The sequence below is a fragment of the Aestuariimicrobium sp. p3-SID1156 genome (assembly GCF_025144225.1).
GTDB lineage: Bacteria > Actinomycetota > Actinomycetes > Propionibacteriales > Propionibacteriaceae > Aestuariimicrobium.
In genome coordinates this window covers 18,366-32,287 of record NZ_JALXXB010000004.1, presented here as the reverse complement: position 1 = coordinate 32,287, position 13,922 = coordinate 18,366, and the positions used below count along the sequence as shown (strand labels likewise).

10 protein-coding genes and 2 pseudogenes are annotated in these 13,922 nt (G+C 68.1%); 3 read left to right on the top strand and 9 right to left on the bottom strand.

All coding sequences use genetic code 11. The features are described from left to right. Window positions 1–35: 35 nt before the first annotated feature. The 7 genes and pseudogenes from M3G03_RS06535 to M3G03_RS06505 form a co-directional block, all read right to left on the bottom strand. Window positions 36–644: a PQ-loop domain-containing transporter gene (locus M3G03_RS06535; RefSeq protein WP_259808884.1), complete on the bottom strand. Its 609-nt coding sequence runs from the start codon at window positions 642–644 to the stop codon at window positions 36–38. 16 nt (window positions 645–660) lie between these two features. After that, on the bottom strand, window positions 661–1,833 hold the full coding sequence (proB, locus tag M3G03_RS06530) for a glutamate 5-kinase (RefSeq protein WP_259808883.1): 1,173 nt from the start codon (window positions 1,831–1,833) through the stop codon (window positions 661–663). Continuing rightward, on the bottom strand, window positions 1,823–3,451 hold the full coding sequence (obgE, locus tag M3G03_RS06525; protein ID WP_259808882.1) for a GTPase ObgE: 1,629 nt from the start codon (window positions 3,449–3,451) through the stop codon (window positions 1,823–1,825). Before obgE ends, proB begins: the two co-directional genes overlap by 11 nt. Window positions 3,452–3,581: 130 nt before the next feature. Continuing rightward, window positions 3,582–3,842 carry a 50S ribosomal protein L27 gene (rpmA, locus tag M3G03_RS06520; protein ID WP_259808881.1) on the bottom strand — a complete coding sequence of 87 codons (261 nt, stop codon included), beginning with the start codon at window positions 3,840–3,842 and terminating at the stop codon, window positions 3,582–3,584. An 11-nt stretch (window positions 3,843–3,853) separates the two neighbouring features. Then, entirely contained in the window at window positions 3,854–4,162 is a 309-nt protein-coding gene (gene rplU / locus M3G03_RS06515) for a 50S ribosomal protein L21 (protein WP_259808880.1), read from the bottom strand. Window positions 4,163–4,617: 455 nt separating this feature from the next. Then, window positions 4,618–7,592, bottom strand: a pseudogene (locus M3G03_RS06510) (Rne/Rng family ribonuclease). A 230-nt stretch (window positions 7,593–7,822) separates the two neighbouring features. Then, complete coding sequence (locus M3G03_RS06505) at window positions 7,823–8,575, bottom strand: TIGR03936 family radical SAM-associated protein (protein WP_259808879.1); 753 nt, start codon at window positions 8,573–8,575, stop codon at window positions 7,823–7,825. A gap of 81 nt (window positions 8,576–8,656) precedes the next feature. Here M3G03_RS06505 and M3G03_RS06500 point away from each other — a divergent pair, with 81 nt between their 5' ends. From M3G03_RS06500 to M3G03_RS06495, 3 genes and pseudogenes are all read left to right on the top strand, one after another. Further along, complete coding sequence (locus M3G03_RS06500; protein WP_259808878.1) at window positions 8,657–9,847, top strand: CynX/NimT family MFS transporter; 1,191 nt, start codon at window positions 8,657–8,659, stop codon at window positions 9,845–9,847. A gap of 504 nt (window positions 9,848–10,351) precedes the next feature. Then, window positions 10,352–10,522 (top strand): annotated as a pseudogene (locus M3G03_RS12935) (helix-turn-helix domain-containing protein); the annotation flags it as partial. Between the two features lie 117 nt (window positions 10,523–10,639). Next, entirely contained in the window at window positions 10,640–11,116 is a 477-nt protein-coding gene (locus tag M3G03_RS06495; RefSeq protein WP_259808877.1) for a hypothetical protein, read from the top strand. Window positions 11,117–11,165: 49 nt separating this feature from the next. Here the strand turns inward: M3G03_RS06495 and M3G03_RS06490 are convergent, their stop codons facing one another. Then, complete coding sequence (locus M3G03_RS06490) at window positions 11,166–13,145, bottom strand: TIGR03960 family B12-binding radical SAM protein (protein WP_259808876.1); 1,980 nt, start codon at window positions 13,143–13,145, stop codon at window positions 11,166–11,168. A gap of 255 nt (window positions 13,146–13,400) precedes the next feature. Further along, entirely contained in the window at window positions 13,401–13,850 is a 450-nt protein-coding gene (gene ndk, locus M3G03_RS06485; RefSeq protein WP_259808875.1) for a nucleoside-diphosphate kinase, read from the bottom strand. Between the last annotated feature and the right edge of the window lie 72 nt (window positions 13,851–13,922).

Sequence of the window (13,922 nt, the reverse complement as noted above, 5' to 3'; positions counted from 1 at the left end):
GACTAGTGCTGCCGTCCGCCTCGACTGGACGCTGCTCAGACCGTGCCACCCAGCGGCATCGCACGCAGCAACCCGGCGCGACGCAACAGGTACCAGAGGTAGGTGACCAGCACCACGGCACCATTGCAGGTTGCCGAAACGACCACCGATACTTCTCCGGCGAGCGCTCCCCAGATCAGCCACAGGGCTTGCACCACGACGGAGAACCCGAGGAAGACCACGCTCACCCCGGCAATGTCGATGCTGCGGATCACGTCCAGCAGCTGGGCCGCAGCACCGATCACCTGTGGAATGGAGGTGGCGATGCCGTAGGCGAGCGCGCCGAAGGTCAGGTCGATGCCGATCAGCACTCCCGAGAGCACCAGCGGCAGGATCCACACCGTGGATCGCAGCCCGCGGTCCTTGGCGAGGAAGCGGACCAGCAGGGCGCTGGTGATCGCTGTCGCCAGGTTCGGCAACCAGATGTTGGGTCGGTGGGTGACCAGCAGGCCGTGGTGGGTCCACCCGATGCTGGCGGCCATCAGCAGCTGCCAGAGCAACAGCGAGAGGCCGGCCGAGGTCTTGGCACGCAGGATGCGCACCAGTTGCGGCAACGACAGTGCGCTGCCGCAGGCAGCGGCGACCCATCCCAGCACGGTCAGCATGATGCCCTCCCGAGTCTCAGGAGGCAGCGCGCGTCCGCGCGCCCCGCAGCAGGACGAGGGCGTCACGGTGGACGACCTCACGTTCGTATTCCGCGCCCAGCTTGTCGGCCAGTTCCCTTGAGCTGAGCCCCAACATGGTGGGCAGTTCCTCGGCGGAGAAACCGACCAGCCCGCGGGCAATGGTGCGTCCGGTGGGAGCGACGATGTCGACCGGGTCACCGGCCACGAAGTCCCCGTCGATTCCGGTGATGCCGATCGCGAGCAGGGACGCCTTCCGTTGGGTCAGGGCCCGGGCCGCGCCCTCGTCGACCAGCAGGGTGCCCCGTGCGTGGGAGGCGTGCGCCAGCCAGAGCAGCCGGCGGGGGCGGCGCTTGCCGCTGGGCTCGAACCAGGTGCCCACCCGCTGCCCGAAGACGGCCTCACGCGCATGGGCAGCCGAGGTCAGCACCACCGGGATACCGGCAGAGGTGGCGATCTGGGCGGCCTGCAGCTTGGTGACCATGCCACCGGTGCCCACGGCACTGCCGATGCGGGACGTGTCGACCTGCAACTGGTCCATGTCGGTGACCAGGTGGATCGGCTCGGCACCGGGCTCGTCGGGGTGTGCGGTGTAGAGGGAATCGACATCGCTGAGCAGCACGAGCGCGTCCGCGCGAACGAGCTGGGCCACCAGAGCCGCCAGGCGGTCGTTGTCACCGAAATGCACCTCATGGGTGGCGACGGTGTCGTTCTCGTTCACGATCGGCACCGCCTGCAGGCGCAACAGCCTCCCCAGGGTGCGGACCGCATTCTTGTAGCTCGTGCGCCGGGTGAGGTCGTCGACCGTCAACAGCACCTGCCCGACCTGCAGCCCGTGCTGGTTGAAGGCCTCGGTGTAGGCGCGTACGAGCAACCCCTGCCCCACGGACGCGGCAGCCTGCTGGCTGGCCAGGTCTCGCGGTCGGCGCCGGAAGCCCAGTGGCGCCAGACCTGCGGCAATCGCGCCGGAGGAGATCAGCACCACCTGCTTGCCCGAGGCGCGCAGGTCGGCGAGCGTGTCGACCAACTGGCGCAGGCGCTCGGGGTCCAGTGTGCCGCCCTGTTCCCGGGTGAGCGAGGAGGAGCCGACCTTGACCACGATCCGTTCGGCGGACCGGATCGACTGCCGGACGGGATCGGGTTCGGCCGGGGCCAGGGGGTCAGTCCTCATCGGGCTGGCCCACCCACTCGACCTCGACGTCCTCGTCCTGCCACTCCTGGTCCCACAGTTCGCGGGGGTCGCGGCGCGGGCTGCGCTCGTCCTCGTCAAGCCCGGTGAGGGCGTAGTCGACCGCCCGCCAGGAGCGTCCGGTGGTGTCGCGACCCACCACGCCGTGGTCGGCCCGAGCCTCGTGGTACTCCTTGTCCTCCTGGCGTCGACGGGTCGCGGAGGGGCGCTCCCGCTCCAGGCGCTGGTCCTCGCCGCGACGGGCCAGGATCTCAGCACCGGTGTCGATCTGGGGGGCAAAGTCGAAGACCACGGCGTCCTCACCGCCGATGGCGACCGCATCGCCGGCGACGGCACCCTGCGTGGCCAGGGCGTCCTCGACACCGAGCCGGTTGAGGCGATCGGCCAGGTAGCCCACGGCCTCGGGGTTGTTGAAATCGGTCTGGCGCACCCAGCGTTCGGGCTTGGTGCCACGAACCCGCCACACGAAGCCCCCTTCACCATCGCCCTGCCGTCTGATGGTGAACTCCGCCCCTCCGGCGGTCGGGGACTTGCTGCCAACGGGGGCCGGGGTGAGGACCGTGGGTGCGGCAGCCTTCTCCGGACGCATCGCACGGCGTGCGGCGACCAGTTGGGCCATGGCAAAGACGAGCTGCTTCAGACCCTCGCCGGACTTGGTGGAGACCTGGTAGACCGGCAGGCCACGCTCGCGGATCTGGTCGGCGACCATCTCGGCGATCTCGGCCCCATCGGGCACGTCAACCTTGTTCAGGGCGACGATGCGCGGGCGGTCCTCCAGACCACCGTGGGCGGTGAGTTCGGCCTCAATGGTGTCCAGGTCGCTGAGCGGGTCGCGTCCGGGTTCGAAGGTGGCGGTGTCGATGACGTGCACCAGCGCCTCGCAGCGCTCGATGTGGCGCAGGAAGTCAAAGCCCAGCCCACGGCCCTCGGAGGCGCCCTCAATCAGGCCCGGGACGTCGGCGACGGTGAAGGTGACATCCTCGGCGACCACCACACCCAGGTTGGGCACCAGCGTGGTGAACGGGTAGTCGGCGATCTTGGGACGCGCCCGGCTGATCGCGGCGATCAGGCTCGACTTGCCGGCGCTGGGGAAGCCGACCAGGCCGATGTCGGCGAGCACCTTCAGCTCCAGGCGAAGCGTCCTCTCGTCCCCGTCCTCGCCGAGCAGGGCGAAACCGGGGGCCTTGCGGGCCGCGGACGCGAGCGCGGCATTGCCCAGTCCGCCCTTTCCGCCCTGCGCCACCACCAGGCGCGAGCCGGGACCGGTCAGGTCGGCCAGAACTTCGCCGGTGGTGGCGTCGCTGACGATGGTGCCCTCGGGGACGCCGAGGATGATGTCCTCGCCCACCGACCCGTTCTGGTGGTCACCCTTGCCAGGCTGTCCGTTCTGGGCCTTGCGGTGGGACTGGTGGTGGTAGTCGACCAAGGTGGTGACCTGCGGGTCGACCTCGAGGATCACCGAGCCACCGTCGCCACCGTTGCCGCCATCGGGGCCGCCGAGGGGCTTGAACTTCTCCCGGTGCACGGACGCACAGCCGTGGCCGCCGTTGCCGGCGCTGACCTTCAGGGTCACACGGTCGACGAAGGAGGGGATGGCCATGGTGCTACCTCGTTCCGGGCCCGCCGGGCCCTGGGGTTCTACCGCGAGTCTAGTGACCCGGCGGAGGGATGAAATGACTGACGGGCCGACCCCGAAGTGGGGTGGCCCGTCAGCGACGTTCTGGGGAGGTTCAGGCCATCTCGGCCGGAACGATGTTGACGACACGACGTCCGCGGCGGGTGCCGAACTCGACGCTGCCCTCCGCGAGGGCGAACAGGGTGTCGTCGCCGCCACGTCCGACGTTCACGCCGGGGTGGAAGTGGGTGCCGCGCTGGCGGACGATGATCTCACCGGCGTTGACCTGCTCGCCGCCAAAGCGCTTCACGCCCAGGCGCTGCGAGTTGGAGTCACGACCGTTCTTGGAGGACGATGCGCCCTTCTTGTGTGCCATGGTTCAGCTCCTCAGCCTTCGATCCCGGTGACCTTGACCTGGGTGTACCGCTGGCGGTGCCCCTGGCGCTTCTTGTAACCGGTCTTGTTCTTGTACTTCAGGATGCGGATCTTGGGACCCTTGGTCTCAGCCAGCACCTCTGCGGTGACCTCGACCTTGTCAAGATCAGCCTTCGCCGAGGTCACGGCATCGCCGTCGACCAGCAGGAGGGGCTGGAGCTTGACGCTGCTGCCGACCTTGTCATCGATCTTGTCGATCTCAAGAACATCGCCGACGGCAACCTTGTGCTGGCGTCCGCCGCTGCGCACGATTGCGTACACGTGACCACTTCCTCTGAATGAAAAACTCTGATGTGTCGGGCCTCGTCACGGACGCCTGGCCCCAGTTCCCCTGAGTAGCGAATGACCCGGTCGGAACACCGAGGGTCAACTCTACGTCGGTGCGCCCTCCCGGGTCAAACTCGCCTACCTACTCCCCCGACTCCTCGGTGGGAGTCTCGTCCTCTGCGGGTGTCGGCTGTGCGGCGGGGATCTCACCCGACTCTCCGGTCGACTGATCGGACAACTCCGCGGTCGCGTCCCGCTCCTCGGCCGTCTGGCTGGGCTCCTCGTTGAGAGGGGCGTCCTCGATCGGGTCAACCTCGGCCTGCTCGGCTTCCGCGACGACCTCGGCCGCCTCCTGGCGGTCCTCCCCGGGAGCTTCCCCCTCGTGCGGGGCCTCGTGGGCCTCGACCTGCTTGCGGACGCGGCGGCCGCGGCGACGGACGGGCTTCTCCTCAGGCAGCTGCTCGCCCGCGACCTCGGTGGACGCCTCCTGCTCGGTGGCCGCCTCCTGCTCGGTGCGCTCCTGAGTCTTCAGCTGCTCCTCGGTGGGAGCCTCCTCGACCTGTCCGCGGCGCGAACGCGACCTGGGCTGGCGGGCCGACCCGGAGCCGGAAGTGTTCGCGTCCTCAGCAGCTGCTGCCGCGGCGCCGTCCTGCGCCGAGGACTGACCCGAACCACCCCCGGAGGACCCGTGGCGGCCGCGACCGCGGCGTCCCCCACGGTCGCCCCCGTCGGCAGGGGCCTGGGATTCGACAGGCTCCTCGAAACGGTGGTAGCCGCGCCCACCACAGTGGGTGCACTCCTCGGTGAACGCCTCGGCCAGCCCGGTGCCGATCTTCTTGCGAGTCATCTGGACCAGGCCAAGGCTGGACACCTCGGCGACCTGGTGGCGGGTCCGGTCACGGGAGAGGCATTCGACCAGGCGACGCACCAACAGCTCACGGTTGCTGGGGAGCACCATGTCGATGAAGTCGATGACGATGATGCCGCCGATGTCGCGCAGGCGGAGCTGGCGGACGACCTCCTCAGCAGCCTCCAGGTTGTTGGAGGTGACGGTCGCCTCGAGGTTGCCCGCAGTGCCGGTGAAGCGCCCGGTGTTGACGTCGATGACCGTCATCGCCTCGGTGCGGTCGATGACCAGCGAGCCGCCGGAGGGCAGGAAAACCTTGCGCTCCAGGGCCTTGGCGATCTGCTCGTCGATGCGGTACTTGCCGAAGACATCGCCGTCGGCAGAGTCCCAGCGGACCAGGCGGTCGGCCAGATGCGGAGCGACGTGGTCGACGTAGTTGCGGATCGACTCACCGATGTCCTCGGTGCCACCAGAACCCTGGACGACCAGCTCGTCAAAGTCCTCGGTGAACAGGTCCCGGACGATGCGCAGGGTGAGGTCGGGCTCGGAGTAGAGCAGCTGGGGGGCAGAGCCCTGCTTCACCTTCTTCTCGATGGACTCCCACTGGGCTCGCAACCGGGTCACGTCGCGCACCAGCTCATCCTCCGAGGCGCCCTCGGCGGCGGTGCGGACGATGACGGAGGCGTCGTCCTCGATGAGGTTGCCCAGGATCTCCTTGAGACGGTGGCGCTCGGTGTCGGCAAGCTTGCGGCTGATGCCGGACAGCTGGCCGCCCGGGGAGTAGACGACATAGCGTCCGGGCAGGGAAATGTGGCCGGTCAGACGAGCTCCCTTGGCGCCAACGGGATCCTTGGACACCTGGACCAGCACCGTCTGGCCGGACTTGTAGACCTGTTCGATCTTGCGCTGGTCACCCTGGGCACCCAGACCGTCCCAGTCCACCTCGCCGGCGTAGAGGACGGCATTGCGGCCACGGCCGATGTCGACAAAGGCGGCTTCCATGCTGGGCAGGACGTTCTGGACGCGTCCCAGGTAGATGTTGCCGATCAGCGAGGTCGCGGAGGCGCGGTCGACATAGTGCTCGACCAGAATGTCGTCCTCCAGGACGGCCAGCTGGGTGTAGTCCTCGCGCTGGCGGATCAGCATGGAGCGCTTCACCGACTCGCGACGAGCCAGGAACTCTGCCTCGGAAAGGATCGGGGTGCGGCGGCGCCCGGCGGCGCGTCCCTCGCGGCGACGCTGGCGCTTGGCCTCGAGGCGGGTCGACCCCTCGATACCGGTGACCTCATCGGACGCCGAACGTCGGCTGGCTCGCGGCTCCCGCACCCGGACGACGACCTCGTTCGGGTCATCATCGGAACCGCCGTTGTCCTCACCACGACGGCGACGGCGACGACGGCGACGACGACCCGAGTCGCTGGCCTCACTGTTGTCGGAGTCATCGGAGTCCTGGGAGTCCTCGTCCTGGTCGGACTCGCCGTTGTCGTCCTGGTCGGAACCGTTGGTGTCCGAGTCATCGTCGGACTCATCGGAACTGCTGCGGCGACGACGGCGTCCCCCGCGACGACGGCGACGGCGGCGGGGGCCCTCGGAGTCGTCGGAATCCTCGCCTGAATCCTCTCCGTTGTCGGCACCCTCGCCGTTGTCAGAGTCGTCAGCAGTATCAGGATCCTCGTCGTTGTCGGGATCCTCGTCGTTGTCGGGATCCTCTTCGTTGTCGGGCACGTCGGTGTCGACGTCATCGTCGGCTTCCCCGGAGCTCACCGCGCCCGCCGGGGCGGCGGAATCGGAGTCGGAAGCCTCCACGGGCTCGGTGGACTGCCCGTCAACGGCTGCGGCGTCCGGCTCGCTGTCCGCGGGCAGTTCTTCGGGGCTGGCGCTGTCGCCGGTGTCCCCCGGGGTCACCGGCGGCTCTCCCGCAGGAGCGGCGGTGCCAGCGATGGAGGCGGCGAGGGACTGCAAAACGGCATCAGGGTCGGCGTCCGCGTCGGCGCCGAAGGGACTGGCGACGACGCCGGTCACCTTGCGGCGGCGCCCCCGTCCGACAGCAGCAGCCTCGGCGGCAGCACGGAGGCGAGCGCCCAGTTCGTCCTCCTCACCGACGGCCGACTGCGCGAAGTCAGGCATGGGAGCAGGAGCTTCTGCGACCTGCTCGGAGCGACCACGACGACGGGGGGTCGCGGCACCAGCGTCGCGAGTGACGCGCTTGCGGGCAGGGCGGCGCGCGGTCCTCTCCTCCACAGCAGGCTGTTCGTCCGCAACCGGCTTCCCGCCCTCGGGCGATGCCGCGGTATCCGGCTGCTCCCCTGCCTCGGCGGCCATGACGGGCTCGACCACCCGCTGCGGCTGGGTGACAGTGTCGATCCTCTCGCCGGACGCCGGCTCGGCGTCCTGCTGGGGGGCGCTCGCCAGCTCCTCGCCATGTGCTGCCGCAGAGGCAGCAGATCGTGAGGGGGCAGGAGAAGGGGGTCCTGCGGGGCGACTGGCGGCCCGGCGGCGGCGCGGGCGGGCAGGTGCCTGGTCAGGGGTTTCGGCGGAGGTTTCCGGGTTCACCGAATCGGCGTTGTCGTCGAGCATGGAGGCTCCTCGGCACCACGTGGGTGCGATCGTGGCCACGGCATGGCCGTGACGAATGCTGGCGGGTGGCATCGTTCCGGCGGCCCCCGCGGTCGAGGTCTCGTCGCGGTACGGCGGCAGAACTGGTGCCTGCCCAGACATGTCGGATGTCGTGGGTCCCTGCCGCTCAGTATGTCACAAATGCGCAACGGGACGCGGAACATCCACTGCGGGCATCCCTGCTCGCAGCGTCAGAAGAGCTGAGCGAGCTCCCCGGAGAATGGGTCCACCAGCGTGCCGGCGGCGTGCGGTTCTGCCACCACGCCCTGACCCAACCGGGTCAGCATCGCCGGACGCTCCCCGCCCAGACCGGGGACGAGCAGGCGCAGGGCTGTCACCACATCATCAGGCCTGACCAGCGGCACCTCATGGCGTCCCAGGAAGAGAAGAGCCCCCTCGGGGGTCACGCGCAGCTCGACGATCGCACCGCGGACGTCGAAGTCGCGCAGGCCGGTCTTCGTCATGCGTTGGACGACGAGTTCGTCGCGGGAGAGGAGTTGTCCCACGGCGCTGGCCAGGGCCTCGGGATCAGACTGTCCGAGTTCAATGCGCCAGGCGGAGGCAGCCAGCAGGTCGTTGAGGGATGCGGCACCCGGGAGCACTTCGGAAACCTCCACCACATCGAGGCCGGGGCCCAGGACCTCATGGAGGGCGGCACCGACCTTGGCAGGATCGCAGCGGTCGCTGAGACCGAGCTCCAAGTACTCAGCCTCACTGGCAGCTGAGGTGGGGGAAGCGTTGGCATAGGAGATGCGCGGATGCGGATTGAAACCCGAGGAGTAGGCCATCGGGATCTCCGCGCGCCGCAGCGCCCGTTCCAGGGCGCGACCGACGTCGCGGTGGCTGGTGAAGCGGGCTGGTCCGCGCTTGGCATAGCGCACCCGGAGTCGTTGCACCGGAGGCGCTTGCTGCTCGGGCTGGCGTCGCTTGTTGGGCTCGGTCACCGGACTAGGGTACTGCCCTGCTGCGGGCGTCCCCCCACGGCGCAGCGGGCCGGGCTGACAGGCTGGGTTAGGCTCCCTGCGGTGACGTGGCGAGGGCGAGGACTGATCCTGCTGGCACTTCTGGTGCTCAGCTACAACCTGCGTCCCACCGCGACCCAGATCGGCCCGGTGCTGCCCAACCTGCAGCGGGACCTGACGATGGGACCAGTAACCTCCGGGATCCTGACCTCGCTGCCGACCCTCTGTTTCGCAGTCTTCGGGATCGTCACGCCCTGGCTGGCCGCACGCTGGGGGGTCCACCGGACGCTGCTGATCGGTGTGTCCACGCTCTGCGCCGGGGCGATCGGGCGCACCCTGGCCCAGGACGCCGGGACCTTCCTCGCCCTCTCGACGCTTGCGCTGGCCGGGCTGGCGATGGGCAACATCCTGGCCCCCAGCATTGTGCGCCACCACTTCCCCGACAAGGTCGGGCTGGTGACCGCGCTGTACTCGCTGATGTTGTCCATCGGTGTGACGGCGGCAAGCGCACTGACTGTCCCCATGGCGACGAAGCTGGGTGGATGGCGCGCCGCATACCTGGGTTCGACCTCCGTCGCGGTATTGGCGATGGTGCCCTGGATCTGGATCGTACTGAGCTCCCCGGACTTCCGTCCCCACACCACGGGCGGCTCACGCATCGCCCTCTCCGCGGTGGTCCGGACGCCCCTGGGGCTGGCCATGATGGTCTTCTTCGGCCTGCAATCGGCCCAGGCGTACTCCGTCTTCGGTTGGCTGCCCACGATCTACATGGCGGCGGGCCTGAGCCAGGGTGAGGCGGGCTGGATGCTGGGCGTCGCCACTGGTGCGGGGATCCCGCTGGCGTTCTTGTTCCCAGCCTGGGTGGGGCGGCATCCACGGCCGATCGGTCTGCAGGTGGTGGTGTGTCTCTGCGGAGCCGCCGGATACCTGGGGCTGATCTTCGCACCCTCCGTGATGCCCTGGCTGTGGGCGGTGTTGATCGCGATCGGCACGGCCAGCTTCCCCATCGTCTTGGCGTTGTTCGGGCTGAAGGCACGATCCTCGGCGGGGACCACGGCGCTGAGTGCACTCGGCCAGAGTGGAGGTTACGTGATCGCCCTCCTTGGACCGCTGCTGATGGGGATCCTGCACGACCAGACCGGCTCCTGGTCGGCGTCCCTGGCCTTCATGACCACGGTGAATCTGGTGATGGGAGCGGTGGCGATTGTCGCCATGACCAGGCCCTTCATTGAGGACGAACTTGGACTCGCATAGCCTGGCTGGGGGCCGACGATGCGATGGCACGACAGAGAGGAAACAAGGCTGCCTCGTCGCTACCAGCTCATGCTCGCCTCCGTGCCTGTCGGCGGCCGCAAAAGCCGTGCTCGGCCACGGGGCCCAAAAGTACCGCGTAGCGATCACGCCGACTGCGGCCCGCTGCCGCATGCCCGCGGAAGTTCCAACGAACTGCCCCCATAGACGCAGGGCCTGACGCTCCGGACAGCTGTCTCCTTGCCCTCACCATGTGCTGCCGCAGGAGCAGCAGATGGCGAGGGGCCTGGAGACCATGCGCGGGCAGACTGTTGATTCGGGCACGAGGCGAGCAGCCGGTGTCGCTCCCCGGGACACCGGTTGCGTCGCGGCGGGGTGGCCCATGGTGTCTCTTCTGGAAGAGTGTTGTCCGTTGGGGCGGAAGTGTTGTCCATCTGAATCATCACGTCGTTTCCCGTCCATAACACTCCCGAAGCATTCGTGACTGGGAGACGGGTGGTGGAGGGGATGTGTGACGTCGTGGGGTTCATCCTGCGGTGCCGGAGAATCGCTGACCTGAGTCAGCGTGACCTGGCTCGCGCGTTGGGCGTCTGCCATTCGACAGTGGCGCGTTGGGAGACGGGTGAACGGGAGCCCGTTGCTTCCATGTTGGCTCGCATCGCACGCCTCGCAGGTCTGAAGCTGGCCCTGGTGGTTCCAGCCCTGGCCACGTGCGAACCCGAATCCTCCCAGTTGGAGGTCGATGCACGGGACGAGGGACCGGCTTCGCAACCCGATCTGGCGGGAGATGCCTCAGTGCCCGACGCGCCAGCGCATCTGGCTGAGCCGTGGCCCGACAACACCGTGCGGGACAGCCTGGGACGAAGGCTCCCCGCCCATCTGGACGCCTTCCTGACATCGTGGGATGAGTCGCCCAGCCGCGGCCGGGAGACCCCCGGGCGCTACCTCCACGTGCCCTATCGGCCCGGACGGCGACGACTGCGGAGGCTTGTTCCGTGCTACCAGCCCGGCGAACGGATCCAGGTCCCGGGACCGCCGGTGGTGAGGCGGCTCCCGGAACCCGCCACCAGCACGATTCATGATGCGTGGCTGGCTGAGGTCCACCGCTCCCGTCAGGCCTGGCGTGAAGAGCAGTGGGCCCGGTACCGGGCTCGTCCCGACTTCGTGGAGACCCCACCTTGCCTGTGCGAAATGGAGTGCCACGAGGAGATCACCTGCATCCCCGAGTGCACCTGCCAGTGCGAGGTCACCAGTCCGCTACCGGTGCTGTAAGCGCTCAGACCTCTCGCTTGGTCGGGCACCCGTAGGGACTCCATCAGGCTCAGTTCGCGGCACGTCCCAGGTCACGGCTTACCACCGTGAGCGGCAGTAGGGTGCGACCGGTGGGGCCGATCTGGATCTCGGTCTGCATCTGCGGGCACACGCCGCAGTCGTAGCACGGGGTCCAGCGGCAGTCCTCGACCTCAGTCTCGTCGAGAGCGTCCTGCCAGTCCTCCCACAGCCAGTCACGGTCGAGGCCAGCATCCAGGTGGTCCCAAGGAAGCACCTCGTCGTACTCGCGCTCGCGCACGGTGTACCAGTCCAGGTCGACGCCTTGGTCGGCGAGTGCCGTGGAGCAGGCCTCCACCCAGCGGTCGTAGCTGAAGTGTTCGCTCCAGCCGTCGAAGATGCCGCCCGAACGCCAGACCTGCTCGATCACCCGGCCGACGCGACGATCCCCGCGAGAGAGCAACCCCTCGATGATGCCGGGGCGTCCGTCGTGGTAGCGCAGGCCGATCGCCTTGCCGTACTGCCGGTTGGCCTTGATCTTGTCGCGCAGCGCGAACAGACGGTGGTCGATGGTCTCGGCGGAAGCCTGTCCGGCCCACTGGAACGGGGTGTGCGGTTTGGGCACGAACCCACCGATGGAGACGGTGCACCGAATGTCGCGCGTCCCCGAGACCTCCCGGCCGGTCTCGATGACGCGGGCGGCCATGTCGGCGATTGCCAGGACGTCCTCGTCGGTCTCGGTGGGCAGCCCGCACATGAAGTACAGCTTCACTTGGCGCCAGCCATTGCCGAAGGCAGTGGCGACCGTCTGGATGAGGTCGTCCTCACTGACCATCTTGTTGATGACCTTGCGCATCCGCTCACTGCCGCCCTCAGGGGCGAAGGTGAGACCCGAGCGACGCCCGTTGCGGGACAGCTCGTTCGCGAGGTCAATATTGAAGGCGTCCACGCGGGTGGAGGGCAGTGAGAGCGAGACGTTGGTGCCTTCGTACCAGTCAGCGAGCTGCTTGGTGATGTCACCGATCTCGGAGTGGTCAGCAGAGCTCAACGACAGCAGTCCCACTTCCTCCAGACCGGTGGAACGCAGCCCCTCGGCGACCATGTGCCCGACCGTTTCGATGGATCGCTCTCGGACTGGCCGGGTGATCATTCCTGCCTGGCAGAAGCGGCAACCGCGGGTGCAGCCGCGGAAGATCTCCACTGAGTAGCGTTCGTGGACGGTCTCCGCGAGCGGGACGATCGGCTTCTTCGGGTAGGGCCACTGGTCCAGGTCCATCAGCGTGTGCTTGCGGACCTGGAAGGGCACGCTCGGGAGGGTCGGCGCTACGCGCTGGATGCGTCCGTCGGGTAGGTAGGTGACCTCGTAGAACTTCGGCACGTAGACCGCGCCGGTCTCGGCCAGGCGTAGCAGGAGCCCATCACGCCCCTCGGGACGCCCTTCGGCCTTCCACTCCTGGATGATCTCGCTGACCAGCAGGGACGCTTCCTCGCCGTCGCCGATCACCGCGGCGTCGACGAAGTCGGCGATGGGCTCCGGGTTGAAGGCGGCGTGGCCACCGGCGAGGACGATGGGGTCCTGCTCCCGGCGATCGACGGCATGCAGGGGCATCTGCGCCAAGTCAATGGCCTGGAGCAGGTTGGTGTAACCAAGTTCGGTGGCGAAGCTGACGCCCAGCACATCGAACTCGGCCACGCTGCGGTGGGAATCCAGAGTGAACTGGGGCAGGTTGTGCTCCCGCATGAGTGCCGCGAGATCGGGCCACACGGCATAGGTGCGCTCAGCAAGGATCCAGTCGCGCTCGTTGAGGATCTCGTAGAGGATCGCAACACCCTGGTTGGGTTGCCCCACCTCATACGCGTCCGGGTACATCAGAGCCCAGCGGACGGTCTCGTGCCCGGCTTCTGCGCCGCAGTTCCAGTCCTTGCGCACCGAGTTGTGCTCACCGCCGACATACTGGATCGGCTTGCTCACCTGGGCAAGCAGCGGTTCCAGCTCGGCGAAGAGGCTTCGGGGCTCATATGTCGTGCTCATCGCAGACAAGGATACGGCGGTGCTCCGGCATTCAACGACTCGCGCACCTGCAGACCCACGCGCAGGCGGCGGCTTCACCCCCTGATGATGCCGCTTGGCCTCCTGCCGCTGCGCCAGTTCACAGGCCGGAGGAGACCCTTTCCAGGTGCTCGCCATGTGCTGCCTCTGCGGCAGCACATGGCGAGCGACGAGATCAAGACCTCCTGGGTGAGCTTGGCTCCGGGGTGGGAAGCGCTCCAGGGGAGATCAGCAGCGTCAGAGGTGGGGGAACCAGAGCGAAATCTCGCGCTCGGCGGTCTGCGGGGCATCCGAGGCGTGGACGATGTTGTGCTGGTAGTAGATCGAGAAGTCGCCACGGATGGTGCCAGAAGCGGCGGTACCGGCATCGGTGGAACCGTTCATGGCACGGACGATCTCGATGGCGCGGGGTCCCTGCAGCACCAGCGCCACCACCGGGCCGGAAGTGATGAACTCGATCAGGCTTGGGTAGTAGGGGCGCCCCTCGTGCTCGGCGTAATGAGCCTGCGCCTGCTCGGGGGTGACGTGGATGAACTCCATCGCGGCCAAGGTCAGCCCGCGGGTGAGGTAACGGTCGAGAATGGCTCCCGTCAGGCCGCGGCGCACGGCGTCCGGCTTGAGGATGACCAGGGTCTGGGAACCGTCGGCGGGGCTGAAGGAGGCGTGGGGATCGGGGCTCTGCGTCATGGCACAAACCCTACTGATGGGCGGCCCGGGTCACCATTCAGGGTTGAGCGGCGCTGGGGTACGCCATCACCT

Coding starts and splice junctions, on each gene's coding strand:
- M3G03_RS06535 (WP_259808884.1), bottom strand. CDS start 644: ATGCTGACCGTGCTGGGATGGGTCGCCGCTGCCTGCGGCAGCGCACTG.
- proB (WP_259808883.1), bottom strand. CDS start 1,833: ATGAGGACTGACCCCCTGGCCCCGGCCGAACCCGATCCCGTCCGGCAG.
- obgE (WP_259808882.1), bottom strand. CDS start 3,451: ATGGCCATCCCCTCCTTCGTCGACCGTGTGACCCTGAAGGTCAGCGCC.
- rpmA (WP_259808881.1), bottom strand. CDS start 3,842: ATGGCACACAAGAAGGGCGCATCGTCCTCCAAGAACGGTCGTGACTCC.
- M3G03_RS06490 (WP_259808876.1), bottom strand. CDS start 13,145: ATGAGCACGACATATGAGCCCCGAAGCCTCTTCGCCGAGCTGGAACCG.
- ndk (WP_259808875.1), bottom strand. CDS start 13,850: ATGACGCAGAGCCCCGATCCCCACGCCTCCTTCAGCCCCGCCGACGGT.